Origin of the sequence: Allomuricauda sp. CAU 1633 (assembly GCF_017313225.1) — a bacterium.
Lineage (GTDB): Bacteria > Bacteroidota > Bacteroidia > Flavobacteriales > Flavobacteriaceae > Flagellimonas.
On record NZ_JAFLNE010000002.1, the window covers coordinates 268748 to 295518 of the forward strand.

The 26771-nt window shown below is 42.5% G+C and carries 21 protein-coding genes; 9 read left to right on the forward strand and 12 right to left on the reverse strand.

Annotation, left to right across the window (positions count from 1 at the left end):
- The first annotated feature begins 1 nt into the window (after position 1).
- The 3 genes from asnB to J0X14_RS06110 all read left to right on the forward strand — a co-directional run bounded on the left by asnB (position 2) and on the right by J0X14_RS06110 (position 4946).
- A complete protein-coding gene (gene asnB, locus J0X14_RS06100) occupies positions 2–1672 on the forward strand; it encodes an asparagine synthase B (protein WP_207096885.1) in 1671 nt (556 codons plus the stop codon).
- Between the two features lie 250 nt (positions 1673–1922).
- Positions 1923–3863: a DNA topoisomerase (ATP-hydrolyzing) subunit B gene (gene gyrB, locus J0X14_RS06105; protein ID WP_207096886.1), complete on the forward strand. Its 1941-nt coding sequence runs from the start codon at positions 1923–1925 to the stop codon at positions 3861–3863.
- Between the two features lie 72 nt (positions 3864–3935).
- Positions 3936–4946 carry a DUF6588 family protein gene (locus J0X14_RS06110; RefSeq protein ID WP_207096887.1) on the forward strand — a complete coding sequence of 337 codons (1011 nt, stop codon included), beginning with the start codon at positions 3936–3938 and terminating at the stop codon, positions 4944–4946.
- A 79-nt stretch (positions 4947–5025) separates the two neighbouring features.
- Here J0X14_RS06110 and J0X14_RS06115 read toward each other — a convergent pair whose 3' ends face one another.
- Positions 5026–5394, reverse strand: coding sequence for a hypothetical protein (locus J0X14_RS06115; RefSeq protein WP_242527938.1), 369 nt, complete (start codon positions 5392–5394; stop codon positions 5026–5028).
- Positions 5395–5637: 243 nt separating this feature from the next.
- On the opposite strand from J0X14_RS06115, the gene mdh reads away from it, so the two are divergent.
- On the forward strand, positions 5638–6564 hold the full coding sequence (mdh, locus tag J0X14_RS06120; protein WP_207096888.1) for a malate dehydrogenase: 927 nt from the start codon (positions 5638–5640) through the stop codon (positions 6562–6564).
- A 220-nt stretch (positions 6565–6784) separates the two neighbouring features.
- Positions 6785–9754 carry a protein translocase subunit SecDF gene (gene secDF, locus J0X14_RS06125; RefSeq protein ID WP_207096889.1) on the forward strand — a complete coding sequence of 990 codons (2970 nt, stop codon included), beginning with the start codon at positions 6785–6787 and terminating at the stop codon, positions 9752–9754.
- A gap of 80 nt (positions 9755–9834) precedes the next feature.
- Here the strand turns inward: secDF and J0X14_RS06130 are convergent, their stop codons facing one another.
- The 7 genes from J0X14_RS06130 to J0X14_RS06160 form a co-directional block, all read right to left on the reverse strand.
- Positions 9835–11091, reverse strand: a complete 1257-nt coding sequence (locus J0X14_RS06130; RefSeq protein ID WP_207096890.1) for an ATP-binding cassette domain-containing protein — start codon at positions 11089–11091, stop codon at positions 9835–9837.
- A gap of 28 nt (positions 11092–11119) precedes the next feature.
- Positions 11120–11644 carry a GNAT family N-acetyltransferase gene (locus J0X14_RS06135; RefSeq protein WP_207096891.1) on the reverse strand — a complete coding sequence of 175 codons (525 nt, stop codon included), beginning with the start codon at positions 11642–11644 and terminating at the stop codon, positions 11120–11122.
- Complete coding sequence (locus J0X14_RS06140; RefSeq protein ID WP_207096892.1) at positions 11645–12127, reverse strand: DUF192 domain-containing protein; 483 nt, start codon at positions 12125–12127, stop codon at positions 11645–11647.
- 4 nt (positions 12128–12131) lie between these two features.
- A complete protein-coding gene (gene lgt, locus J0X14_RS06145; protein ID WP_207096893.1) occupies positions 12132–13094 on the reverse strand; it encodes a prolipoprotein diacylglyceryl transferase in 963 nt (320 codons plus the stop codon).
- A 151-nt stretch (positions 13095–13245) separates the two neighbouring features.
- A complete protein-coding gene (gene yidD / locus J0X14_RS06150) occupies positions 13246–13467 on the reverse strand; it encodes a membrane protein insertion efficiency factor YidD (RefSeq protein ID WP_207096894.1) in 222 nt (73 codons plus the stop codon).
- Between the two features lie 59 nt (positions 13468–13526).
- On the reverse strand, positions 13527–13907 hold the full coding sequence (locus J0X14_RS06155) for a DUF779 domain-containing protein (RefSeq protein WP_207096895.1): 381 nt from the start codon (positions 13905–13907) through the stop codon (positions 13527–13529).
- Positions 13908–13918: 11 nt separating this feature from the next.
- Positions 13919–15442: an aldehyde dehydrogenase family protein gene (locus tag J0X14_RS06160; protein ID WP_207096896.1), complete on the reverse strand. Its 1524-nt coding sequence runs from the start codon at positions 15440–15442 to the stop codon at positions 13919–13921.
- A gap of 218 nt (positions 15443–15660) precedes the next feature.
- On the opposite strand from J0X14_RS06160, the gene J0X14_RS06165 reads away from it, so the two are divergent.
- Positions 15661–16566 carry an AraC family transcriptional regulator gene (locus J0X14_RS06165; protein WP_207096897.1) on the forward strand — a complete coding sequence of 302 codons (906 nt, stop codon included), beginning with the start codon at positions 15661–15663 and terminating at the stop codon, positions 16564–16566.
- Positions 16567–16575: 9 nt separating this feature from the next.
- On the opposite strand, the gene cysS is transcribed toward J0X14_RS06165, so the two are convergent.
- Entirely contained in the window at positions 16576–18057 is a 1482-nt protein-coding gene (cysS, locus tag J0X14_RS06170) for a cysteine--tRNA ligase (RefSeq protein ID WP_207096898.1), read from the reverse strand.
- 14 nt (positions 18058–18071) lie between these two features.
- Positions 18072–18752 (reverse strand): GTP cyclohydrolase I FolE, encoded by a 681-nt coding sequence (folE, locus tag J0X14_RS06175; protein WP_207096899.1) that lies wholly within the window; start codon positions 18750–18752, stop codon positions 18072–18074.
- 132 nt (positions 18753–18884) lie between these two features.
- Between folE and J0X14_RS06180 the strand changes: the two genes are divergently transcribed.
- Positions 18885–20696, forward strand: coding sequence for a T9SS type B sorting domain-containing protein (locus J0X14_RS06180; RefSeq protein ID WP_207096900.1), 1812 nt, complete (start codon positions 18885–18887; stop codon positions 20694–20696).
- Positions 20697–20811: 115 nt separating this feature from the next.
- Positions 20812–22254, forward strand: coding sequence for a T9SS type B sorting domain-containing protein (locus tag J0X14_RS06185; RefSeq protein WP_207096901.1), 1443 nt, complete (start codon positions 20812–20814; stop codon positions 22252–22254).
- Between the two features lie 61 nt (positions 22255–22315).
- On the opposite strand, the gene J0X14_RS06190 is transcribed toward J0X14_RS06185, so the two are convergent.
- Both J0X14_RS06190 and J0X14_RS06195 read right to left on the reverse strand, forming a co-directional pair.
- Positions 22316–23815: an OmpP1/FadL family transporter gene (locus tag J0X14_RS06190; protein ID WP_207096902.1), complete on the reverse strand. Its 1500-nt coding sequence runs from the start codon at positions 23813–23815 to the stop codon at positions 22316–22318.
- Positions 23816–23854: 39 nt separating this feature from the next.
- Positions 23855–25153, reverse strand: a complete 1299-nt coding sequence (locus J0X14_RS06195) for a hypothetical protein (protein WP_207096903.1) — start codon at positions 25151–25153, stop codon at positions 23855–23857.
- A gap of 95 nt (positions 25154–25248) precedes the next feature.
- On the opposite strand from J0X14_RS06195, the gene proS reads away from it, so the two are divergent.
- Entirely contained in the window at positions 25249–26724 is a 1476-nt protein-coding gene (gene proS, locus J0X14_RS06200; protein ID WP_207096904.1) for a proline--tRNA ligase, read from the forward strand.
- The last annotated feature ends 47 nt before the right edge of the window (positions 26725–26771 follow it).

The window sequence follows — 26771 nt, forward strand, 5'->3', positions numbered from 1 at the left end:
TATGTGTGGAATTGTATGCGCGTTTGATGTGAAGGAAAGCACGGAAGTGTTACGCCCCCAATTACTGGAAATGTCTAAGAAGGTTAGACACAGAGGTCCAGATTGGAGCGGAATTTATGCAGACGATAAGGCCATCTTGGCCCATGAAAGATTAGCCATTGTTGATCCTGCTTCAGGAAAGCAGCCCTTGTTCAGTGCTGATGGGAAATTGGTGCTGGCAGCCAATGGCGAAATATATAACCATCAAGAACTCAGAAAGCAGTTTGAAGGGAAATATGAGTTCAAAACGCAATCTGACTGTGAGGTTATTTTGGCCCTCTACCAAGAAAAGGGACCTGAATTTGTGGATGAAATGAACGGAATTTTTGGTTTTGCCATTTACGATAGTGAAAAGGACGAATATTTTATCGCCCGTGACCACATGGGTATTATTCCCTTATACATTGGCTGGGACAAAAACGGAACCTTCTATGTTGCTTCTGAGTTGAAAGCTTTGGAAGGTACTTGTTCCAAAATAGAACTATTCCCTCCGGGACATTATTTGCACAGCTCCACCGGTGAGTTTGTAAGGTGGTACGAGCGGGATTGGATGGAATATGATGCCGTGAAGGAAAACGAAACCAGCATCCAAGCCATTAAGGATGCCTTGGAAGCTGCGGTGCATCGTCAGTTGATGTCCGATGTGCCTTATGGAGTATTGTTATCCGGTGGATTGGATTCTTCAGTGACTTCGGCCATTGCAAAAAGATATTCCCAAAAGCGAATTGAATCTGGTGATACCGTGGATGCATGGTGGCCCCAGTTGCACTCCTTTTCTGTAGGGCTCGAAGGGTCTCCAGATTTGGCTGCTGCCCAAAAAGTGGCCAATCATATAGGAACGGTTCACCATGAGATAAAATTTACCATCCAAGAAGGTCTGGATGCCATCAAAGATGTCATCTACAACTTAGAAACCTATGATATTACTACGGTGAGAGCTTCCACCCCAATGTATCTTATGGCAAGGGTCATTAAATCCATGGGGATAAAAATGGTACTTTCCGGTGAAGGAGCTGATGAGTTGTTCGGAGGCTACCTCTATTTCCATAAAGCACCCAGTCCAAAGGATTTTCATGAAGAAACGGTACGAAAACTGAGCAAATTGCATATGTACGACTGTCTTCGTGCCAACAAATCCTTGGCGGCATGGGGAATTGAAGGTCGGGTTCCCTTCTTGGACAAGGAATTTATGGATGTCGCTATGAGCATCAACCCAAAAGACAAGATGATCAATGGGGAACGCATGGAAAAATGGGTGGTACGCAAAGCATTTGAATCTTATTTACCCGAAAGTGTGGCCTGGAGACAAAAAGAGCAGTTTTCAGATGGTGTGGGGTACAGTTGGATTGATACGTTGAAAGCTGTAGTGGCAGAAGAAGTATCCGATGAGCAATTGGAGAACGCCCACTTTAAGTTTCCAATCCAGACACCTACGTCTAAAGAGGAGTACTACTACCGTTCCATTTTTGAAAGTCATTTCCCATCAGATGCGGCAGCATTGAGTGTTCCGCAGGAACCTTCTGTGGCCTGTAGTACCAAGATTGCCTTGGAATGGGACGAAGCTTTTAAAAACATGAACGACCCTTCTGGAAGGGCAGTGGCCAAAGTACACTCCGATGCTTATGTAAAATAACCAACCTATCATACGGAAATGTAGTGTGAAGATGCTGTTTTGTTTCATTTTCAATTAGTCGGAAAAGCCCCTTGTGTAAGGGGCTTTTTGCATTTCATCGATGGTTGTGCCATACCTGCTTAAAATGTACCGTTTTCCACAGGTTTTTGTTGATAACTTAGGGTGTGCAAAGGGGTTCAAAGGCCTAATTTCGAGGGGTATTCTTTATATTTGTAAGATTTGAAAAATTCAAGGCAAATACGAAGAATATATGAGCGAAGAAGTGAATAAGAAAATGTACTCAGCGGACAGTATCCAGGCTCTTGAAGGCATGGAGCACGTGCGTATGAGGCCTTCCATGTACATTGGAGATGTAGGGGTGCGTGGACTTCACCATTTGGTTTATGAAGTAGTGGACAACTCCATTGATGAGGCCATGGGTGGCCACTGTGATTCCATTGAGGTTATTATTAATGAGGACAATTCCATCACCACAAAAGATAATGGACGGGGTATTCCTGTTGATCTTCACAAAAAAGAAGGTGTTTCCGCTCTTGAAGTGGTCATGACCAAAATAGGGGCCGGAGGTAAATTTGACAAGGATTCATATAAAGTTTCCGGTGGTCTTCATGGTGTTGGGGTTTCTGTTGTAAACGCTCTTTCTGTTCATTTAAAGGCAACAGTTTACAGGGACGGAAAGATTTGGGAACAAGAGTATGAACGCGGTAAAACCCTGTATCCTGTCAAAAGTGTTGGAGAAAGCAAGGAAACAGGCACCATTGTCACTTTTACCCCAGATGATACCATCTTTACCCAAACCACAGAATATAGCTATGAGACTTTGTCCAATAGAATGCGAGAGCTTTCCTATTTGAACAAGGGAGTAACCATAACACTTACGGATAAACGCAACAAGGACGAAAAAGGAGAGTTTATTTCCGAAACGTTTCATTCAGAGGAAGGTCTAAAGGAATTCATCAAGTTTTTGGATGGAAACCGAGAGCCTTTAACTCAAGGTGTTATTGCAATGGAAGGAGAAAAAAATGGTATTCCTGTGGAAGTGGCCATGGTCTACAATACGGGATATACGGAAAACCTTCATTCCTATGTGAACAACATCAACACCCACGAAGGAGGTACCCACCTTTCTGGTTTTAGAAGGGGATTGACCACCACCTTGAAAAAATACGCCGACAACTCTGGGATGTTGGACAAGTTGAAGTTTGAGATTTCTGGGGATGATTTTAGGGAAGGACTTACTGCTATAGTTTCAGTAAAAGTAGCCGAGCCTCAATTTGAAGGTCAGACCAAAACCAAATTGGGAAACCGTGAGGTGACCAGTGCGGTGAGTCAGGCCGTTTCAGAAATGTTGACCGACTACTTGGAAGAGCATCCGGATGACGCTAAACAAATCGTAGAAAAAGTAAAATTGGCCGCCCAAGCCAGACACGCAGCCGCCAAGGCCCGTGAAATGGTACAACGTAAAAACCCAATGAGTGTTGGGGGATTACCTGGAAAATTGTCAGATTGCTCGGAGCAAGACCCTACTAAATGTGAGGTTTTCTTGGTTGAGGGTGATTCCGCAGGTGGTACGGCCAAACAAGGTCGGGATAGAAACTTTCAAGCGATTCTACCACTTCGTGGTAAGATTTTGAACGTGGAAAAAGCCATGCAGCATAAGGTTTTCGAAAATGAGGAAATCAAAAACATCTATACCGCTTTAGGGGTTACCATCGGAACTGAAGAAGATAGCAAGGCTCTTAACCTTGATAAGCTGCGTTATCATAAAGTGGTAATCATGTGTGATGCCGATGTGGATGGTAGCCACATTGAAACTTTGATTTTGACCTTCTTCTTCCGTTATATGAGGGAGTTGATTGAGGGAGGGCACGTATACATTGCCACACCCCCCTTGTATTTGGTGAAGAAAGGAGCAAAGAAAAGATACGCTTGGAACGATAAGGAACGCGATGCCATTATTGCAGACATGAATGGTGGAGCAAGTATCCAACGTTATAAAGGTCTCGGTGAGATGAATGCGGAACAATTGTGGGACACTACTATGAATCCGGAATTCAGGACATTACGTCAAGTTAGTATAGAAAATGCAACGGAATCAGACCGTATCTTCTCTATGTTGATGGGTGATGAAGTGCCACCAAGACGTGAATTTATTGAGAAAAATGCCGTCTATGCCAACATAGATGTATAGATAACGGTTGTTTCACAACAAAAACTCGCTCTTACAGGGCGAGTTTTTTAGTTTTAGGAAAAATTTTACAAAATGAAAAGAATTCTTTTGTGGGTTGCCCTCGCCACGGTAACCGTTTCTAAAGCGCAAGATTTGAACGACCTCTTTGTTTCCGGTGTCGATGACGCCGAACGTTTTGCCAATTCGTATTTGGCACCCGTTTCTGAGGCAACCATTTACAGTATCTCCAATGGGTGGTACAATACTGCTGATGCCAAGCCATTGGGAGGTTTTGAAATATCCATCGTAGGAAACCTGACCGGTTTTAAGAACAAGGATGATAAAAAAGCTTTCATTTTAGACCCCAACGACTACGAAAACTTGGATTTTGTAGATAGTCCTGGGCAGGCTAGACCTGTTTCAACCGCATTGGGAGATATTGAAGGGATAACCGTTTTTGTGGAAGATGAAAGCGGACTGTTCCGGGAAGAGTTTGAATTGCCTTCCGGACTTGCTTCTGAGAACTTTAATTTTATCCCTTCGGGATATATTCAGGGAAGTGTGGGATTGATAAAAGGTCTTGAAGTGAAAGCTCGTTTTCTGCCTAAAATCAAGTTTGATGACGATGCCAAAATCGGACTTTTTGGCGCCGGTATTCAGTATGATTTCACCAAATTGCTTCCAGCCGACAAATTATTACCTGTTGCCATTTCTGCGGTAATTGGATATACGGGACTTACTGGAGAGTACGATTTTACAGACACTGGAGTTATAAATGGAGAAGATCAGCGTATCGATGCCTCAGTTAAAACATGGAACTTTAGTGCGGTGGTATCGACCCGAAAAATTCCTGTAATCAACTTCTACGGTGGTATTGGGTATATTTCAGGAAAATCTGATATTGATTTACTGGGTACGTATGAAGCCAATGGCCCTTTCTTTACGGAAACTATAGAAGATCCTTTTACAGTATCGAAAAAAGCCAGTGGAGTTGCAGCTACCCTGGGTACTAAATTAAAGTTGGGCTTCTTTAGGCTCAACGCAGATTACAATTTTTCGGAGTTCAGCACCTTCACCTTTGGTATCAACTTTGGATTTAGATAATGCCCAACCAAATAATCAGCCATTAAAAAGGCCCCAACGCAGTTGGGGCCTTCTATTTTCATATAAGTAGTCTTCCTGTCTATTCCCTGGTGGCGAAGACCGAACCGTTCTCCAGGGCTAAAATTTCTGGGTCGTTGCTTTGTTCCAAACTTACCGTGATGTCCTCAACTTGGGGATCACCATATATAATGGAGTAGGTCCCATTTTCTTCGGACCATTTAAAATCAGTATAAAAAACAAGTTTGGAGTTTGAATAACTTTGGTATCTGCCCAAATAAACATCGTTGAAAATCCATTCTTCCCGAGTTGAGTCGGTGCCTTTACCATCTATTGAAGATTCGGTTTTGGCCCAGATGCCTAAAATAGGGTCGTTGTTTTCGGGCACGCGGGTACAGTTGCTTATGGCGATAATGCCAATAATGGACAACAATGAAAAGAGCTTTTTCATAGGTCAAGTAGGTTTAATTTGGGACTAATAGAACGTAGGTTTGTAAGAAATTATTGCTAGGGCAAGACAAAAGATTGCATCGAAATCAAAATTCTTCGATGAACGGCTTATTTTGTTAACATCCTTATTCATTCCAAGGAATTGTGTGATGGACTATAAAACCGTGTTTAAAACTGGGAAAAGTCAGCTTTTTTCTAACCTAAATGCCTTATTTTTGAGCGATTAAAATTTAAACCCATAAAAATGAAAGTTACCGTAGTTGGAGCAGGCGCAGTGGGAGCAAGCTGTGCAGAGTATATAGCAATAAAAGATTTTGCAGCAGAAGTTGTTTTGTTGGACATCAAGGAAGGATACGCGGAAGGAAAGGCCATGGATTTGATGCAGACGGCATCCTTAAATGGTTTTGATACCAAAATCACCGGAAGCACCAACGATTATTCCAAAACAGCCAATAGCGACATTGCGGTGATCACTTCGGGAATTCCACGTAAACCGGGAATGACCCGCGAGGAGCTTATAGGCATCAATGCGGGAATTGTAAAAACCGTAGCTACAAGTCTTTTGGAGCATTCACCAAACGCAACCATCATTGTGGTGAGCAACCCAATGGATACCATGACGTATTTGGTGCATAAGGCCACAGGTTTGCCTAAAAATAAAATCATTGGAATGGGTGGTGCTTTAGATAGTGCTCGTTTCAAATACAGATTGGCCGAAGCACTGGAAGCGCCCATCTCTGATGTGGACGGCATGGTAATTGGCGGACACAGTGATACAGGTATGGTGCCTCTGATTGCACACGCTACGCGAAATAGCCTTAAGGTTTCGGAGTTCCTTTCCGAAGAAAAAATGCAGTGGGTGGTTGAAGAAACCAAAGTAGGTGGCGCCACCTTGACCAAATTATTGGGTACCAGTGCCTGGTATGCTCCGGGAGCAGCGGTTTCAGGTTTGGTACAGGCCATTGCGTGCGATCAAAAGAAAATGTTTCCATGTTCCACTTTATTGGAAGGGGAATACGGCCTTGATGATATCTGCATTGGGGTACCCGTGATACTAGGAAAAAATGGTATCGAAAAAATTGTTGAAATTGAACTGACCGATGCCGAAAAGGCAAAAATGCAAGAAAGTGCTGCCGGGGTCAAAAAGACCAATGGTCTGCTTGACGTTTAATTTTGATTGAACCAAATTTAGAATTGTCATTTCGAAATTTAGGTTGTAAAATTCATGGTAACAATAGGCCGGGATTTCACCTAATTTTGAAATGACAATTTTGTTTAATTGGCACAGCAGTGCATTCAAATTGCAATTACATCAATTTCTATTGGCAAATCTTAAGGGAAATGATATATTTGCACGCTGTTTAAGAAAACTTCTAAAAATTTAATAATCAATGCAAAATAAAGGACTAATAAGGCTTTTCGCTATCCTTTTTGGCTTGGTGAGTATCTATCAGCTATCCTTTACTTTCATCACAAGTAAGTTGGAGAATGATGCTGAGGCTTACGCAGTTAGCCAAATTTCGGAGGCAGAGGATGATTATGTGGCTAAGCGTGAAGCTTTAGAGGCGTCGTATTTAGATTCCATCAGCGATAACTCCGTTTTAGGATTTACCAGCTATGAAGATGCCAAGACAAAAGAGTTGAACAAAGGCCTTGACCTAAAAGGAGGGATCAACGTTACCCTTCAGATTTCCGTAAAGGATATTCTTAGAGGTCTTGCCAACAATACCAAAAATCCCGTTTTCAACAAAGCATTGGCCGATGCCGACAATGCCTCCAAAAGCAGTGATGCTACCTATTTGGAGTTATTCTTTGATGCATTTGACAATATAAAAGGAGATACTAAATTGGCTTCTCCGGATATCTTTGCAAACAAGGGATTGAGCGATGACATCAATTTTCAAATGACGGATGATGAGGTAAAACCTGTCATCAGAAGAAAGATTGATGAATCCATCGTTTCAGCATTTGAGGTACTTCGTGAACGTATTGATGGTTTTGGAGTGACCCAGCCCAACATTCAGCGTGAAGGGAATTCTGGCCGTATTTTGGTGGAGCTTCCTGGTGCACGTGATATTGCCCGTGCTCAAGAATTATTGTCCAGCACCGCCCAGTTGGAGTTTTGGGAAACCTATCCTCAAAGCAACCAAAGTTTGGGAGCGTTCTTTGTGAACGCCAATGAGAGACTCAAAGAAATTTTGGAACCTACCGAATCCCAAGAGGATGAACTTTCCAAACCAGAATCTGAAATAGATTCTCTTTTATCCGATGTAGCACAAGATTCTTTGGATATGGCTCCCCAGACCAATCCGTTGTTGGGGAAATTGATTCCTGCTGACCCAGGTAGCCATGCCATTGCAAGAGCACTAGTAGCCGATACAGCCGAAATAGGAGGGTATCTGAGAATGCCACAAATTAAAAGGTTGCTGCCCAACGATGTGCAGTTCACCAAATTTTTATGGGAAAGACCTTCCCAAGATGCTGAAGTTGTGGAATTGTATGCCCTAAAATCCAATAGGGATGGTATTCCAAGAATCAGTGGGGATGTGGTTTCTGATGCGCAAGATTCGTTTGACCAGTTCAATAAGCCAAACATTAGCATGACCATGAACACCCGTGGTGCTAAAGAATGGGAAGAATTGACAGGTGATGCCTATAACAACCAAACGGGGATTGCTATTGTATTGGATAATAAGGTATACACTGCTCCCGGGGTTTCTTCCGGACCAATTTCAGGAGGGCGTTCCGAAATTACGGGAACATTTACCGTAAACGAAACCAAAGATATTGCAAACGTATTGCGTGCAGGGAAATTGCCTGCATCCGCAGAAATCATACAATCTGAAGTGGTGGGACCTTCTTTGGGTCAAGAGGCTATTGATAGTGGATTTATGTCTTTCGTCATCGCCATGTTGTTTGTATTGGTATGGATGATTTTCTACTACGGTAGAGCTGGAGTTTTTGCGGATATCGCTCTAGTGTTCAACATCCTCCTGATTTTTGGGGTGTTGACTAGTTTGGGAGCGGTATTGACCCTTCCGGGTATTGCGGGTATCGTTTTGACCATTGGTATGTCGGTGGATGCCAACGTACTTATTTTTGAAAGGGTGAAGGAAGAGTTGATTCGAGGTAAAGGAAAAGCACAAGCCATAGCCGATGGTTTTGGAAACGCGCTATCCTCTATCTTGGATGCCAATATTACCACAGGTTTGACTGCGATAATCCTTTTCATCTTCGGTTCAGGACCCATTAAAGGATTCGCAACAACCTTATTGATTGGTATTGTAACCTCTCTGTTCACGGCCATTTTTGTGACCCGTTTGATGATTGAGGCGTACACAGCCAAAAAAGGGAGACGATTGGATTTCTCTACAGGAATCACCAAAAACTTGTTCAGTAAGATGAGTATTGATTTCTTGGTAAAACGCAAGATAGCTTATGTGATTTCTGGAATCTTGGTTGCTGTAAGTATCTTTTCATTGCTTACCACTGGTCTTAATCAAGGCGTGGATTTTATAGGAGGTCGTTCATATCAAATTCGTTTCGAGAAATCGGTGAGCCCTTCTGAAATTGCATCAGAGTTGAATGAAGTGTTTGGTAGTGGAACCAATGTAAAAACCTTTGGTGATGCCAATCAGATTAAAGTAACCACTCCATATAAAGTGGACCAAGAAGGTATTGAAGTGGATACTGAAATTCAGAACAAACTCTATACCTCATTGCAAAAATATTTGCCAGATGGCACTTCCTTCGATGACTTTACGGTAGGAGCCTCTGAAAAGTCAATAGGTATATTGCAGTCCGTAAAGGTTGGACCAACCATTGCAGACGATATTAAAAAGAATGCCTTTTTGGCCATTTTGGGCTCTTTGGCAGTTGTATTCCTATATATCTTATTGCGATTTAGAAAATGGCAGTTCTCTTTGGGTGCCGTTGTGGCGGTTTTCCATGATGTTATGATCGTATTGGGAATCTTCTCCCTTACTGGAAGCATTATGCCATTTAACATGGAGATTGATCAAGCCTTTATCGCAGCAATCTTGACGGTAATTGGGTATTCCTTGAACGATACCGTGGTAGTGTTCGACCGTATTCGTGAGATTGTTGGATTGAAAGGCTGGAAAGCTGGTGAAAACATCAACGAAGCCTTGAACAGCACCTTGAGCCGTACCTTGAATACATCATTGACCACATTAATCGTGCTATTGGCTATCTTCATCTTTGGCGGGGAAAGCCTAAGAGGATTTATGTTCGCTATGATTGTTGGTGTCATTGTGGGTACCTATTCTTCGGTATTCATTGCAACGCCGGTCATGTTCGATTCATTAAAAAAGAAAATTGCTCCTGCTGATAAAGCATAAGCATTAGTTTTAGATTACACCTTAAAAGGCCGTTCTAGCAAGATAGAGCGGCCTTTTATTTTTTAGAAGTTGTATTGGAATTAGGTTGAACTGGTTATGATAACACCTGTGGAACCATTTTTTGAGGGGTGGAGCTCAAAAATATGGTGTGGGTCATGCCCAGTTTCCTTTCTGTGGGAAACAAACAGGATGGCCGAATCACTTTCTTTTGCAATTTTATTTACCAAGGCCACAAACAAGGCCGCACTTTTATCATCCAGACCAGCGGTGGGCTCATCCAAAATAAGGAGTGGAGGGTGCTTTACCATGGCTCGGGCGGTCATCACCAATCGTTTTTCACCTCGGGTAAGCTCACGAAAATGCGTATCGCGCTTGTCGTAAAGCCCCAACAATTTCAGCCATTCTCCTGCTAGGCGTTTTTCTATTTCGGTAGGGAGCACATATAAACCTATGGAGTCATGCAGCCCCGAGATAATCATATTTTCCAAGCTGTGGTATCCTCTAAACTTATCGGTCACCGAAGGGGTAAAGTAGCCTATCTTTTGTTTGAGGTCCCAAACGCTTTCACCACTGCCTTTCTTTTGACCAAAAAGTGTGAGGTTTTGGCCATACCCTTTATGGCTATCTCCGGTAATCATGGACAACATGGTAGTTTTTCCACTGCCGTTGGGGCCAATTAATTGCCAAAACTCACCTTGTTTTACGGACCAGTTGATGCTGTTCAAAACTTGCCTACCATCAAAACTGACTGATACATTGGTAAAATTGACCAATTCATCATTTTCTTCTTTAATGGGATTGATGGGAGGAGGGATTGTCCCTTTAAACTGAATAGCATCATGGCTGTTTGCTTCCCAAAATTCCTTTGGGGATGCATATTTTTCCAACTCATTTCCATTCAGTTTAAAAAAATCGGTAATTACAGGAAGGATATCGTCCAATCGACTTGCGAATTGCACCAATGTCCTCGACTTCGAAATTTCAGATAATTGTTCTTTCAAACTGGCTTGTGTTGCCACATCCAGATTATCAAAGGGGTTGACGAGTATCAAAAAATCAGGCTCTTGGTTCAGCAAATAATTGAGCAAAGCTTTCTTTTGCTCACCGCTGCTCATGGTTTTTAAAGGTTGATTCCTATCCTTGGTCAGAATTTTAATGTCGTGACGCTCTTCTTCATCCATAAACCGTTCAATTTCCGATCTTGAAAAAAGAAGGCCTCTCTTATTTTTTAGGTGGTCAAGCTCGTTTATGGCGATATTGCCCAACAGCCTGGCAACCAATTCTTGGGTCTGCGATGTGTTGTTGGTAAGAATCGCGTAGTTTTTGGGTTGGTCCATCTGAAGAAAATCTCCCTCAAAATTACGATTATCCTTTGGTAACTCTAAAAATATGGACGGGATTATCCTTGTAGGTAGTAGTTTTATCCAAATACATTCCGTTTTTTAAAGCCACTTTTTGCGAAGGAACATTGTCCACATGGATAATGGAAATCAAAGAATCGGAAAAGTTGTTTATAAAGGCAAAAGCCTTACATTTTTGAGCCGCTTCAAAAGCAAAGCCTTGTAACCAAAAATTAGGCAATATGGAATAACCAATTTCCAATTCTTCCCTATTATCCACGGTTTGAACTAAAAGACCGCAGAGACCTACCAACTCATTGGTTTCTTTCAAAATCAAGGCGTTCATGCCTCCCAAGTTATTTTCATAGCGCTCAAAGATTCGGTCAAATTGGGCTTGGCAAGCTTGAATAGGGTCGGAGGGGAGTCCATCCCAAAATTGGGTGGATTTTGGATTGTGGTAAAACGGTAACCAATCTTCAAAATCCGAAGGTGCTATCTTTCGGAACAACAAACGTTCCGAACTTTGGTTTTCCAATAGGTATTTTGACATCTAGTTTCTCGTAAAGGAAATACTGTCACCCACCTGCAAACCTATCTGGTCAGAAAGTCCTGCATTCACTTCCAGCACATATTTTATGGGAACTTTTGAGGTAAGTCCACTTTCGTCATAAGGCTGTGCGTTTTTTTGGAAGCTGGCAATTTTCTGGTTTCCATCAATATAAATGATATCCAATGGAAATTCGGTGTTTTTCATATAAAATGAATGCATGGCTTCAGTTGGAAAGACGAACAGCATGGCCTGATTTTCTTCCATGGATGCCCGGTACATAAGCCCGGTCTGGGTTTCATAATCTGTATCGGCTATTTCAATATCAAAATGTGATATAATGGAATCCGTCCCCACTTTTAGGATGGAAAGGTCACCTTCCTTTTTGAATGCAATGGTCTCGGTCTTGATTTCACGTTTGGATTCGGTTTTGCACGAAATCAACACAAAAAGTGAGATGAAAACAAGGATAAAACTTTTCCGCATGGCACTATGCTTTTGACTTTGTTGGCCGGAACATAAAGTACAGTCCAATAATAATCATAGGGATGCTCAACCATTGCCCTGTGGACAGCAAGCCCAAAGAATCTTCAAATCCTCCTTGACTTTTCTTGAAGAATTCCACCACAAATCGAACCACAAAAAGGAGTACCATAAACAAGCCAAAGAGATAGCCATTTTTGTCTTTTTTATCCGTTTTCCAATACAGTAGATATAGGACGATGAAGACAAAGACGTAACAAATGGCCTCGTATAATTGTGCCGGGTGCCGAAAAGGAATGGACTCCAAAATATTGGCAAAATCTGGATTGTGTTCTATGGCCTTGTAGGCAGCATTGGCACTCTGTTCATTGGTATACCCCATAGCCTTATAGGCGGGCATATCATCTGAATCCCTTATAAAGCGTGTGGCCATAAAAAAGGACTCATCAACCACTTTTCCATTGATTTCTGAATTGAAAAAATTTCCCAGACGTACAAAGCAGGCTCCAATGGCTGAAGGAATCACCAATCGGTCCAATAGCCAAAGCATATTAATGTCCTTCCATTTTCTGCAGTACAGCCACATACCAAAAATGGCAGCAATGGTGGCTCCGTGGCTGGCCAATCCCGTGAATCCAGTAAACTCATAACCATTGATGATGCCGAACAAGGATTCGTTGACATTTTCTCGGATAGGCAATAGAATTTCCGCCAAATGGTTTTTGTAGTAGTCCCAGTCGTAGAAGAAAACGTGTCCCAAACGTGCACCGAGCATTATGGAAACCACAGTGTAAATGAAAAGGGAGTCCAGTTTTTCCATGGACTTTTTCTCATTCTGGAAGATTTTCTTCATAATAAACCAGCCCACTACAAAAGCGGCGATCCAAAGCAGATTATAATATTTTATCTGAATAAAACCCAGTTTAAAGAGGGTGCCCTCGGGGTTCCAGTTAAATCCTAGGAAATACATCGACATAAATTTTGGACTAATATAACTACTTTGGACGGTTGGGCGGACGGATTGTTTAATTTTTGGTTACTCTTAACCTTTTTGCAACCCTTTTGCACTTGAACTTTACATATGATTTTGAACTTGAGCTTGTCCCTTGCACTTGAACATGTCAGGGAACAGGATCATAACCACTGCCACCCCATGGATTACAGCTTACAATTCGTTTTATGGAAAGCCAACCCCCTTTAAAGAGGCCGTGTTTTTTTAAAGCTTCCAAAGTATAGGCCGAACAAGTGGGCGTGTACCTACAAGTCGCTGGAAGATAAGGGGAGATAAGGAGTTGGTAGGCTCGAACCAAAAAAACAAATGGCGCTATGAGGATTCGCTTCATGCTGAAAAAATAGTGGTCTACAAGGTATAAAAAAGCCCCGACTTAAATCGGGGCCTGTATTAAACCTCTTCGGATGCTAGATGAACGGGCGATAGTTCTTCCCGCTCATCATCCGTATACACCCGTGATTTTATGACAAAGCGTATGCCCAATGGAATTTCCAGACTGAAACTGGACCCACGACCGGTTGTGATGTCCACTGTCAGCTGTGTATGTTTCCAATACTCGAATTGGTCCTTACTCATGTAAAAATCGCAATTGTGGATGGAACCCAACCAAACATCATTTTCATTGAGCATGAGCTCCCCTTTGGGGAAACACATTGGGGAAGAGCCATCGCAGCATCCCCCACTTTGGTGGAACATGAGTTCTCCATGCCGCTCTTTGAGCTGGTCAATGATTTCTAAGGCTCGGTCCGAAACCAAAACACGCTTTGTCATAACTCCTGATTTTAGAAAAAGCCCATGGCCTTTTTGTCATATGAAATCAGCATATTCTTGGTCTGCCGGTAATGGTTGAGCATCATTTTGTGGGTTTCCCTACCGATTCCAGACTTTTTATATCCCCCAAATGGGGCATGGGCAGGGTAAGTGTGGTAACAATTGACCCAAACACGTCCCGCCTGAATCTGTCTGGAAATTTTATAGGCTTGATGCATATCACGTGTCCAGACCCCAGCACCAAGACCATATAAGGTGTCATTGGCAATTTCAAGGGCTTCGGCCTCATCTTTAAAAGTGGTGACGCAGACCACAGGGCCAAAAATCTCCTCTTGGAACACCCTCATTTTGTTATTTCCTTCTAAAATGGTTGGCTTAATGTAATAGCCGCCTTCAAGACCTTCATTGTATGCTGCCTCACCTCCGGCAAGGACTTTACACCCTTCTTCCTTGCCAATTTGGATATAGTTCAGGATTTTCTCATACTGGTCATTGGAAGCTTGGGCGCCCATCATGGTATCAGGATCTAGAGGATGCCCTAATTTAATGGCGTTGGTGCGTTCAACAACACGTTCCATAAACTTGTCGTAAATACTTTCCTGTACCAAAATTCTGGAGGGGCAGGTGCAGACTTCACCTTGATTAAGGGCGAACATAGCCGCACCTTCCAAGCATTTGTCGAAAAATTCATCATCGGCATCCATAACGCTTTCAAAAAATACGTTAGGAGATTTACCACCCAACTCCAACGTAACGGGAGTAATGTTTTTTGAAGCATATTGCATAATCAGTTGTCCTGTGGTGGTTTCCCCAGTAAAGGCTACTTTGTTAATGCGTGGACTGGAAGCCAAAGGTTTTCCAGCTTCAACACCAAACCCGTTAACAATATTAAGTACGCCAGCGGGGAGGATGTCTTCAATCAATTCCATGAACACCAAAATGCCTACAGGAGTCTGCTCTGCAGGTTTCAATACAACGCAATTTCCTGCGGCTAGGGCGGGTGCTACTTTCCAAGCTGCCATTAACAGTGGAAAGTTCCAAGGAATGATTTGTCCAACCACACCTAGGGGTTCCAAGACATTCATGGAAACAGTATTGGAATCCAACTCGCTTACAGAGCCTTCTTCAGCACGGATGACCCCAGCAAAATATCGGAAATGGTCAATGGCCAACGGAAGGTCAGCCGCTCTTGTTTCCCGTAACGGTTTTCCGTTGTCCCAAGTTTCGGCGCGGGCCAAGGTTTCTAGGTTACTTTCCATGGCATCGGCAATCTTTAACAAAAGATTGCTGCGGTAAGTAGCGGAAGAATTGTTCCATTCAGGAGCTGCTTTCCATGCGGCATCAATGGCTTTGTCAATGTCTTCTGCGGTGGATCGGGCTATTTTGGTAAACGCTTGGCCATCAACAGGGGAGATATTGTCAAAATACTCACCTTTGGTGGGGGCGGTCCATTTTCCGCCAATATAGTTTTCATACTGATTTTTGAACGAGGGTTTCTGCAAAACACTACGTTCCGTTGTTTGTACATTGCTCATAATAAATACTTTTATGTGTTACTGATAATTTTTATGCGATGGACAGGAATGTCCAAGTAGCTGATTTTAAAAGTATTGATTTTGGTGGTCGGGTATCTGACGTATCCTATTAAGATAGTGAACAATTCTATTTCTTCTTACATTTTTAACAAATAATGCTGCTGTATTTTTTATATTTAATAAGTATTTATGAAATATTTTAAGAAGTAATTAGTGGTATGCAGCTTTCCGAAAAGTTCTTTAAAGAACGCAAGCTTGAACATTTAGTGGAAAATCAGACTTCGTATACGTTGAACAACGCCTCCATGCATGTTTTTGAGACGCACTTGCAGGCGGATAGGGTAATGTTGCAGTTTGACCAACCCGTTTTGGCTTCCATGCTCATCGGAAAGAAAATAATGCATCTTAGAGATAAAAAGGCATTTGATTTTCTTCCAGGGGAATCCTTGATTTTACCATCCAACGAAACCATGTGCATCGATTTTCCTGAAGCCAATCAGGATAACCCAACTCGATGTTTGGCCATGGCCATTTCTGAAGAGAAAATCAATAGGGTCATCAGGGTAATGAACGAAACCATGCCCAAGCACAATGGTTCTGAATGGGCCTTTATGGACTATAACTTTCATTTTACCAATGACGTCAGTATTTATGGTATCATTCAGCGGTTATTGTATTTGTTCACTGAGAACCATCCGTCCAAGGATTTCTTTGTGGATAATATGTTGCAGGAACTCATTGTACGTATACTACAGGGAAATTCACGAAAAACGTTAGAGGAAAATGCATCCAAACTTTCCTCACACAATCGGTTGGCGAACGCCATTGAATATATATCCGCACATCTGCACGAACCCCTTACTGTAGGTGAACTCAGTAAAAAAGTCTATATGAGTGAATCTCACTTTTACAAGACCTTTAAGGAGGAGCTGGGAGTAACGCCTATTGAATACATCAATAGTGAGCGAATTAAATTGGCCGTGAAGCTATTGAAGAACCCCAACCGGAAAATCAAGGAAATTTATTTGGAATGCGGTTTTGAAAACCGTTCGTATTTTAACCGATTGTTCAAACGAAAAGTAAAGTCGTCCCCTGGGGAATACCAATCAAAATTTACGGATTAAAAGGCTTTTTTAATTTATACTGAAAGTAGTTCCGTCCTTACCATCTTTGAGTTGAATTCCCAGAGCGGTGAGCTCATCCCGAATTTTGTCTGAAGTGGCAAAATCTTTGTTGGCACGGGCTTCATTTCGCAGCTGAATCAGCAATTCCATGACTCCGCTCAACGCATTGGAATCATCTTTTGCCAAAGATTGGCTTTCAATGCCCAAAACCTCATACACAAAAGCTTTAAGGGTGTTTTCCAATTCAATTTTATCCGCTTCAGTGATGTTTTCCTTTCCCTCTTTGATCAAGTTGATGTGTTTTACGGCATCAAAAAGATGTGCAATAAGAATGGGTGTATTGAAATCATCATTCATAGCATCGTAGCATTTCTGCTTCCAAGCCAGTACATCGAAATCAGATTTTGAACCGGTTTTAAGTGTATCCAAACTGCCCATGGCCTCCATCAATCGGTTATATCCCTTTTCAGATGCTTGCAATGCTTCATCGCTCAAATCCAAAATACTGGTGTAGTGGGCCTGCATCATAAAAAAGCGGACCACTGCCGGTGAATAGGCCTTGCTCAGAATAGCATTGTCACCACTAATAATTTCAGAAGGATAGATATTGTTTCCTGTTGATTTGGACATCTTTTTTCCGTTCAGGGTCAACATATTGGCATGCAGCCAATATTTTACGGGAGATTTTCCTGTACTGGCTTCGGCCTGTGCAATTTCGCATTCATGGTGCGGAAATTTAAGGTCCATTCCACCGCCATGGATGTCAAAGGTTTCACCCAAATATTTGGTGCTCATAGCCGTACATTCCAAATGCCATCCAGGGAAACCATCGCCCCAAGGGGAAGGCCAACGCATAATATGCTGGGGCTCTGCCTTTTTCCAAAGGGCAAAATCCTGTGGATTATGTTTTTCATCCTGTGCGGTAAGCTCTCGGGTATTGGCGATCATGTCTTCCAATTTTCTTCCGCTGAGTTTACCGTACTCATGATCCTTGTTAAACTTGATCACATCAAAATAGACTGAACCGTTGGCTTCATAAGCATACCCTTTTTCAAGAATCTCCTTAATGATTTCTATCTGTTCAATAATATGCCCGGTGGCGGTAGGTTCAATACTTGGAGGCAATAAATTGAACTGTTGTAGTGTATTATGAAAATCCACGGTGTAGCGCTGTACCACTTCCATGGGTTCAATCTGTTCCAATTTTGCTTTTTTGGCGATTTTATCCTCGCCATCATCCGCATCGTTTTCCAAGTGTCCGGCATCGGTAATGTTGCGGACATAACGCACTTTAAACCCCAAATGCTTAAAGTACCTAAAAATCATATCAAAAGACATAAACGTGCGGCAATTGCCCAAATGGACATTGCTATAGACCGTGGGGCCGCAAACATACATGCCCACGTGGCCTTCATTTATGGGTTGAAAAACCTCTTTTTTTCCTGTAAGTGAATTGTGTACTCTAAGGTTTTGGTCCTTGTAAAGTTGCATTGAAAAACGTGGCGTTAAAAGTCGGTATCCAGATTGATGTAGTCCAAAAATTCTCTACGTACGGCTTCGTCCTTGAATTTGCCCCCGTATTCTGCGGTAACGGTACTGCTCTCAATATCGCGAATGCCTCGGGAATTGACACATAGGTGCTTGGCATCTATCACGCAGGCTACATCTTCGGTTCCCAATACTTGTTGGAGTTCCTTTACAATCTGTATGTTCAAACGTTCTTGCACCTGTGGGCGCTTGGCATAATAGTCAACCACACGGTTCATTTTTGACAAACCAACCACGGTACCGTTTGAAATATAGGCAATATGGGCCCTACCGATAATGGGCAATAGGTGATGCTCACAGGTGGAGTAGAGCACAATATTCTTTTCCACCAACATTTCACCGTACTTGTATTTGTTTTTAAAAGTGGATGATTCAGGTTTGCGTTTGGGATGTAGTCCGCCAAATACCTCTTTTACATACATTTTGGCCACTCTTTTTGGAGTACCGGCCAGACTGTCATCGTCCAAATCAAGACCGAGGGTCAACATAATTTCACGGACATTTTTCTGTATTCTCTCGATTTTTTCCTCATCACTCAATACAAAAGCATCCTCCCTAATTGGGGTCTCCGTTGAAGAGCCAACATGATCGTTGCCCCTTTCCTCATACTGTTCTTCCAAAGCCTGCTCTAATTTCATAGCTGTTTCTTCAAGACAGCAAAGATAACATTAATGTGTGATTTAACATCCGGTATGGGGAGTTTGACAACATAAATTATTGTTAAGGCAGAGGCCGTACTATTTTTATAATGCCCAAACCTACAGTCCTTTATGGTAAAATTGGTTGTAAGAACTTTACTCTTTTGCCTCTTTTGGCAATTTTCGCATGCCCAAGTTTCGCAAGAATGTGGCAATGCTATTCCTATATGTAGCAATACGCCCATTAATGGAGGAACCAATGGTTTTGGTATGGATGATTTTAATGGGGCGGCCTCCAGCGGATGTTTGGAACAAACCTTATCCGGAGCCATAGAATCCAATTCGGCTTGGTATAGATTCAGAACCTCAGCTTCGGGTCAACTGGGCTTTAATATTGGGCATAATAGTAATGAGGACTGGGATTTTGCACTGTATCAAGCTTCTGATTGCAATAATTTGGGAGAACCCATTCGCTGTAATTTTTTCGATAACAGTGAAAACAAAAGTTTTATTGGGGTAGGGGTGGACCCAACAGGGGATGAGGATTCCGTACACTATGAGGATTGGCTTCAAGTAAACGCTGGGGAGGATTATTATCTCTTCATCAATAATTTCAGCAATATAAATTCAGGATTTTCCATCCAGTTTACGGGAGATATCTGGATTACCAACCCAACCGATGCGTTGGACTGCTCCATTATCAACAATCTTCTGGGACCCCCCGTGGCCGCTTGTGAAAATGAGTCGGTACTTTTGGATGCTACCACTTCTGGAGCAACGAGTTATGAATGGTATAGTGATACCGGAAATGGATTTCAACTTATTTCAGGGGTTAATTCGTCTACCTATACCCCCACCAACTCAGCACAATATCGCGTGGTGGTTGTAACCAGTATGGAAACCATTATAAGTGATGTCCAGGTTGGATTTACTCCAGCACCTGTTACAGAGACTATGGCAGATGTGGTTTTTTGCCATGAGCCCGATATGATTTTTGACCTTGGCACCAAAGATTCAGAAGCCTTGGGTTCCCAAGACCCAGCTAATTTTGTGGTAAGTTACCACAGTTCCCAAACGGATGCCAATTTGGGAGTCAATCCCTTACAAAAACAATACGCGAAGAGTCCTGGACAGGAAACAATTTATGTAAGAACTACCTCTTTGGCCAACCCAGATTGCTATGACGCTTCCCAAAACTTTATTTTGGATGCCATTGAAACCCCAGAACTTACTTTTTCGGAAGAAGCGGTTATTTGTGAAAGTATAGGCTATGTTGAAATCGGCGAAACCATGCCCAACCCTTCATTTACCTATACCTGGAGTACAGGGGAACAGGCCCCTACGATAGTGGTGTCGGAAGATGGTGACTATACCTTAACAGTGACAAATTCTTCCAATGGATTCTCCTGTGAGGCCACTGGAACAGTTACGGTGAGCATGTCTACTTTGCCGAGCATAACTGATGTCTCCATTGATATCCAAGATTTGCGCACCAATAATACGGTGACCATAATTACTGAGGCAGATGCCACAAATTTGGAATATCGGATGGATGATGGCCCGTACCAATCCAGTAACGTTTTTGAAGGTGTTCCCCCAGGCAATCACAAAGTATACTTGCGTGATGTTTACGGTTGTGGAGAGGTTGAGGACGACATTGTTGTGGTTGGATTTTTAACTACTTTTTCACCGAACGGGGATGTTCTTAATGAAAGTTGGCACATTGAGGGATTATCCGAACTCAATTCTGCTATTGTGACCATATATGATCGGTATGGAAAGTTGATAAAACAAATGACCGAATTTGACGCCGGCTGGGATGGCAGCCTTAATGGGCAACCACTTCCTTCCACCGATTATTGGTTTAAACTGTCCTATGTGGACGATAATGGAAATCGGGTCAATGCCAAGTACCTTCAGAGCCATTTTTCCTTAGTGCGATAAGCTAACGTGCATTTTATCGATTAACTGCATATTATTTCGGTCAACGTATACTAAAATTGTGGTTACCGGAGTTATACAGATTAGATTGTAGAATAACCTTTAGCCCCAAAATTCTATGAGAGCTCTATTTAGCGCTATCTGTTTATTACTATTTTCCGTTGCAGTCAGCGCCCAAAACTCCCCAGATTGTAGAACAGCCATACCTGTTTGTGCCGATGCCCCTATTTTGGGAATCACAGATGGAGGTGGTGATATTGACGATTTTGACCCTGAAGTGATTCTTCAAACCGGTTGTTTGGAAAAAGGGAGCAATAGTTCTGCCAATATTGAAAACAATTCGGCGTGGTATGTGTTTAGGGCTGGAACCGATGGACAGATAGGCTTTGACATTGAAGCCCTCCCAGGTCCTACTGGAATTATAACTGCCGAATGGGATTTTGCGTTGTACGGACCTTTTGATGAAACCTCGGGGCAAACCTTTTGTACCATTATTGGAGATGGAAGTGCCCAACCCATTCGATGTAACTACGAGACCAATGATACCAACTTTACTGGAATGGGCGTAAACCCTGTTGATGGTAGGGAAGGGGCTCCTTTTGTAAAACAGAGTCAGAATACATACGATGAATGGTTGGATGTAAATGCTGGTGAAATCTATTATCTATACATCAATAACTACAACACTAATTTTGATGGTGACCCAGAAACGTTTGAATTGACCTTTACGGGAACTTCTGTGGACGCTGATCAAGACAATGCACTGGATTGTACGTTGCGAGATCAATTTTTGGGATTTGACATTTATGCCTGTGAAACTGATCCTCCCATTGATTTAACAGCATTAAATTCTCCCGCAGGTTCCAGTATTACATCAGTGGAATGGACTGTGGATTATGATGATGATGGTACTATTGATGATACTTTAGCGGGAACGGGTCCTTTTGGTGCCGAACTAACGGTAACAAGTCCTAATTCTGGGAGATATTACGTTACTATTGAATGGCCTTTTGGCACTCCAATTGTAGATGATATTTTAATCACATTTTATGGAACTCCGGAACTGGATGAGGTACGGGTTTTGGACGACTTGGTCAATAGTGACCAGACAGATCCCTACAATATTGAAATTGTTCCCTTAGGTGATGGTGACTACGAATATGCCATTAATGGAGGGGAGTTTCAAGATGACCCTATTTTCTTGGATGTTCCTCCTGGGCTCAATACTGTGGTCATTAATGATAAAAATGGTTGTGGAACCAGTGAGCCTTTTGAGTTTTTGGTGGTGGGTTACCCCAAATTTTTCACACCCAATGGTGATAGCTTTCACGACACATGGAATGTTTTTGGTATTGAGGAATTGAGCAATCCGGTGGTGTATATTTTTGATCGCTATGGAAAACTATTAAAAGAATTGGATCCCAGTCTTGGGTGGGACGGCACTTTTAATGGTAGGGAACTACCTTCTTCAGATTATTGGTTCCGTTTGGACTATGAACGTGATGACACTGGAGTTTTGGTAGCACGTTCTGTGCGCAGACATTTTTCCTTGGTTCGCTAGGCACTCCATAAAAAAGGCCGGAATTGCTTCCGACCCTTGTTTCATGTTTTTTTCTGATGGTTTAGAACTTAAAGGTGTACCCCAATGAGATGTTGGTGTTGATTCTATTCACCATAGCTGCACTGTCTATACCGGAGTCAAAAAAGAAAGCATTTACATCTTGTTCTGTTCTGCTGTAGGCCAAATCCAAACGGCTTCCGCCAAAACTGTAACCAATACCTGCGGAGAAACCATTCAGGTCGCCCACAATATCTCCATTTTCATAGGGACTGCTTTCATAACGGTACCCTCCTCGTAGACTAACCTCATCAAAACGAATCTCACCTCCCAATCTGTAGCTATTCACGACTCCCAATGCGTCGGCAATAAAATCATTTTCAGCCGAAAAATTAGGATCAGAAGTAGGTCTAAGCTGTGCTTGCGACATATCTTGATAGCCATAATCAAAGCTCAAGAGTCCATCTTCCCCAAAAACAACGGCAACGCTTCCGGTCAGTTTTCCAGGTGTTTTGATTCGGTATTCTTCATAAAGATTCACAATGCCAAAATCTATAAAGTTGATATCTGACACGGCCAAGTTGGAATTGATGCGTTGCGAAAAATCATCCATCAATTCGTACCAAGTGGGAGATTGATAGCTACCGCCCACACGGACACTTTCATTTAATTTTGCAATGGCCCCCAAACTAAAGGAGAATCCGTAACCTTCGGTATGCAAGAGGTTATCAAATGAGCTAAACTGAACTGGGGAATCCTGATCGTATCCATCTTCATCCAAAAAGCTTACTCTATCATAAAGGACGGTATGAAAATTCAAGGATGCTCCCAAAAATAAATTCTCCTCATACTGGCTGGCAAAGTTCAGCGTGAATTTGCTATTGTATCCTGATGTATTCTGCACATATTCCTGACGCACATTGCTGTAGGCGGCATTGGAAAAGTAGGAGGTGTTGGCATCGTCATCCTCAGTAGGTTCAATAAGACCGGCCTGAAAGCCTAGAAAAGCCTGTTGTGCACCAAAACCAAGACTAGATCCAATATCCAAATAGGCCTCTTCAATGTACTCACCTTGTTGTACGCGGAGTGGGCCCAGGGATTCACCTTGGGCAAAGTTCAAAAAGTAGTTGTCTATGCCCAAAGCCGTGTTTCCAGCGGCATAAAATTCATTGTCAAAATTTTGAACCATGTCATAATTAAAGGCGATAGCAATTTTTTTCCAAGGGCTATTGTTGGACCTAAAGACAAGTACGCCACCCACTTGGTTCAACTCCAATGAGTTTAGGGTGGTATTTCGAACACTGTTGCCGAAAAAAGCATCATTGTTTCTATGGTAGTTGGATCCCGTTACGGTCATTTCGCTGTAATTAAAGATGGCGGATCCTGCTGGGTTAACGTTAAGGGAGGACAAATCGCCACCAAGGGCTCCAAAAGCACCTCCCATGGCCTGAAATCTGGCGGTACCCTGTATATTTTCCGTGCTGTATTTAAGTACATCATCAATAATCTGGGCACTTGAGTATGCACATACCAATACCATGATGAAAGTTGAAATTCGTTTCATTTCCCGAGATTTAGTTTTACGATAAATTTTAAAGGAATTTTAGTTTCTTCCGTTGCCTCTTCCACCTCTTGAAGATCCTCCAGATCTACTGGCACCACCAGAACTTCTGGAGCTTCCACCAGAGCTTCGGTAACTTCCACTGGAACTTCTGGAACTTGAACCACTACTTCTGTAGCTTCTAGAACTGGAACCACTGGAAGACCTGTTATAATTGCTTCTGCTTGGCGTTGAGGTCCTTGGAGAAGATTGATAGCTTCTTGTGCTTCTTCCAGAGCTTCGGTATGTTGGAGAAGAAGAGCTTCTATTCACAGAACCACTTCTGCTATAGGTGCTACTACTTCTGGATGAAGGCGAAGTGCCATATGAACGATAGGTTCTGGAATTATTGCTATAGTTGGGAGAAGTACGGGTACTTCTACTGGTCCTGTAATTTCGGTTTCTTGACATAGCATCGGTGCTAACTGTTCTTCTGGCCGTAGTTCCACTGCTGTATGATCGAGATGTTCTGGATGTGCCCACAGATCTATTGGAGCGACCACTATCTGCTCTGTACCTAGAACTATATCCACTGGTTCTTGAGGCCAAATTAGATCTTCCCCTAAGTGAAGTGCCTGGTATTGTGGAAGAGGAATAACCCCTTCGTCCACGGGTGTAGGCATAGTTTCGGCCATAGTAGTTGTTGTAGTAATAGGGTCTCCAACCGTAGTTGTAATAGCCACCCCAGCCCCAGCCGGCGTAGCCCCAGCCACCACCATAATAAGGGTATCCACCCCATCCATAGTAGCCGCCCCAGCCCCATCGGTTCCATCTCCAAGGGTTGTTCCATCCCCAACCCCAATTGTAATAGGGATATCCGCCCCAGCCATAACCGAAGCCCCAGTATGGACTGTTCCAACCCCATCCCCATCCAGCATTCCAACCCCAACTATTGTCATAGACATTGATGCTGAGACTAGTGGGATTATCGCCCCATCCGGGATTACCATTATAGGTATTGTTGTAGGCAAAGTAATCGGTTTGTTCACCATAAGGAATGGTGTCGTTTTGTGTTTGACTTGAATAGCTGTCGATATCGGTGAAAATCTCATCATCAAGAATTTCTCCATATTCATTGGCTTTATCACCAAAATAATCACCATAAAGGTTGCTTTCTTGTTCTTCAATACGAACGGCCTCAGGAGATTTTTTCTCTACATAAACTGTTCTATTGCCACTGGCATAGATGCCATCATCATAATATGAGGCTTGCTGGTACGATCCACATGATGCTGCAAGAAAAGCAGCCACAAGGAGTACGGCGAAAACCTTAAATTTTGGAAGGGGTGTAGACTTTATCATTGTGCAATTTTTATTGTTGAACATACTAAAAATAATTAGTTTTACCGAATTATTCTTGCTAATAAAAACACAAGTTTTGTGCCAAACTACAGTAGATGGGTAAAAATTTAACAAGTCGAGCCGAAGATTATTCCAAATGGTATAATGAACTTGTCGTAAAATCGGATTTAGCTGAAAACTCAGGAGTTAGAGGCTGTATGGTGATAAAGCCCTATGGGTACGCCATCTGGGAAAAAATGCAGGCCCAATTGGATAAAATGTTCAAGGAAACGGGTCATGAGAATGCCTATTTTCCGCTTTTTATCCCAAAATCATACCTCAGTAAAGAAGCAAGCCATGTAGAGGGTTTTGCCAAAGAATGTGCCGTTGTAACGCATTATCGTCTAAAGAATGCCGAGGATGGTAGTGGTATTGTGGTGGATGAAGAGGCAAAGTTGGAAGAAGAGCTTATTGTCCGTCCCACATCAGAAACCATTATTTGGGATACGTATAGAAGATGGGTGCAGTCCTACCGCGATTTGCCCATTTTGGTAAACCAATGGGCCAATGTGGTCCGATGGGAAATGCGAACCCGTCTTTTTTTACGTACGGCTGAATTTTTATGGCAAGAAGGTCATACTGCACATGCTACTAGACAAGAAGCTGTAGAGGAAGCCGAACTGATTATGAACTTGTATGCAGAATTTGCAGAAGAGCACATGGCCGTTCCAGTGATCAAGGGAATTAAGACCGAGAGTGAACGGTTTGCCGGAGCAGAAGAGACTTATTGTATTGAAGCACTGATGCAAGATGGAAAGGCGTTGCAAGCTGGTACATCCCACTTTTTGGGGCAAAATTTTGCTAAAGCGTTTGATGTAAAGTTTGCCAACAAAGAAGGGCAACAAGAACATGTTTGGGCCACATCATGGGGGGTTTCTACCCGATTGATGGGAGCTTTGGTCATGACCCATAGTGATGACAATGGATTGGTACTTCCTCCTAAATTGGCACCTATTCAAGTGGTGATTGTACCTATTTATAAAGGATTGGACCAGCTGGATGCCATTTCCGAAAAAGTGGAACCTTTGGTGAAAGAACTTCGAGCCAAAGGCATTTCGGTGAAATACGACAAAAGGGATACCCATAAGCCAGGGTTCAAATTCAATGAATATGAACTCAAAGGGGTTCCTGTACGTTTGGCGGTTGGCCCTAGGGACTTGGAAAACGGAACGTTTGAGGTGGCTCGAAGGGATACGTTGCAAAAAGAATTGGTGAAGGCTGAGGATGTTGTGGAAAAGGTAGAATCGTTGATGACCGAAATACAGGAAAACATCTTTAATAAAGCTTTGGATTATAGAAAAGAACACATCACCACGGTTGACTCCTATGAAGAATTCAAAAAAGTGATTGAGGAGAAAGGTGGATTTGTTTCGGCCCACTGGGATGGTACCACCGAAACTGAGGATAAGATAAAAGAAGAGACCAAAGCTACCATTCGCTGTATTCCTTTAGATGCAAAACAAGAGGATGGAAAATGTATGGTGAGCGGAAAACCATCCACGCAAAGAGTGCTGTTTGCAAAGGCCTATTAAACAGAGGTTCAAAAAATAAAAATTACTGTTGCAAGACTTAAAAATAG

What these genes read in the sequence shown, in the direction of transcription:
- asnB (WP_207096885.1), top strand. Translation starts at nt 2, where the DNA reads ATGTGTGGAATTGTATGCGCGTTTGATGTGAAGGAAAGCACGGAAGTG.
- gyrB (WP_207096886.1), top strand. Translation starts at nt 1,923, where the DNA reads ATGAGCGAAGAAGTGAATAAGAAAATGTACTCAGCGGACAGTATCCAG.
- J0X14_RS06110 (WP_207096887.1), top strand. Translation starts at nt 3,936, where the DNA reads ATGAAAAGAATTCTTTTGTGGGTTGCCCTCGCCACGGTAACCGTTTCT.
- J0X14_RS06115 (WP_242527938.1), bottom strand. Translation starts at nt 5,394, where the DNA reads ATGAAAAAGCTCTTTTCATTGTTGTCCATTATTGGCATTATCGCCATA.
- mdh (WP_207096888.1), top strand. Translation starts at nt 5,638, where the DNA reads ATGAAAGTTACCGTAGTTGGAGCAGGCGCAGTGGGAGCAAGCTGTGCA.
- secDF (WP_207096889.1), top strand. Translation starts at nt 6,785, where the DNA reads ATGCAAAATAAAGGACTAATAAGGCTTTTCGCTATCCTTTTTGGCTTG.
- J0X14_RS06130 (WP_207096890.1), bottom strand. Translation starts at nt 11,091, where the DNA reads ATGGACCAACCCAAAAACTACGCGATTCTTACCAACAACACATCGCAG.
- J0X14_RS06135 (WP_207096891.1), bottom strand. Translation starts at nt 11,644, where the DNA reads ATGTCAAAATACCTATTGGAAAACCAAAGTTCGGAACGTTTGTTGTTC.
- J0X14_RS06140 (WP_207096892.1), bottom strand. Translation starts at nt 12,127, where the DNA reads ATGCGGAAAAGTTTTATCCTTGTTTTCATCTCACTTTTTGTGTTGATT.
- lgt (WP_207096893.1), bottom strand. Translation starts at nt 13,094, where the DNA reads ATGTATTTCCTAGGATTTAACTGGAACCCCGAGGGCACCCTCTTTAAA.
- yidD (WP_207096894.1), bottom strand. Translation starts at nt 13,467, where the DNA reads ATGAAGCGAATCCTCATAGCGCCATTTGTTTTTTTGGTTCGAGCCTAC.
- J0X14_RS06155 (WP_207096895.1), bottom strand. Translation starts at nt 13,907, where the DNA reads ATGACAAAGCGTGTTTTGGTTTCGGACCGAGCCTTAGAAATCATTGAC.
- J0X14_RS06160 (WP_207096896.1), bottom strand. Translation starts at nt 15,442, where the DNA reads ATGAGCAATGTACAAACAACGGAACGTAGTGTTTTGCAGAAACCCTCG.
- J0X14_RS06165 (WP_207096897.1), top strand. Translation starts at nt 15,661, where the DNA reads ATGCAGCTTTCCGAAAAGTTCTTTAAAGAACGCAAGCTTGAACATTTA.
- cysS (WP_207096898.1), bottom strand. Translation starts at nt 18,057, where the DNA reads ATGCAACTTTACAAGGACCAAAACCTTAGAGTACACAATTCACTTACA.
- folE (WP_207096899.1), bottom strand. Translation starts at nt 18,752, where the DNA reads ATGAAATTAGAGCAGGCTTTGGAAGAACAGTATGAGGAAAGGGGCAAC.
- J0X14_RS06180 (WP_207096900.1), top strand. Translation starts at nt 18,885, where the DNA reads ATGGTAAAATTGGTTGTAAGAACTTTACTCTTTTGCCTCTTTTGGCAA.
- J0X14_RS06185 (WP_207096901.1), top strand. Translation starts at nt 20,812, where the DNA reads ATGAGAGCTCTATTTAGCGCTATCTGTTTATTACTATTTTCCGTTGCA.
- J0X14_RS06190 (WP_207096902.1), bottom strand. Translation starts at nt 23,815, where the DNA reads ATGAAACGAATTTCAACTTTCATCATGGTATTGGTATGTGCATACTCA.
- J0X14_RS06195 (WP_207096903.1), bottom strand. Translation starts at nt 25,153, where the DNA reads ATGATAAAGTCTACACCCCTTCCAAAATTTAAGGTTTTCGCCGTACTC.
- proS (WP_207096904.1), top strand. Translation starts at nt 25,249, where the DNA reads ATGGGTAAAAATTTAACAAGTCGAGCCGAAGATTATTCCAAATGGTAT.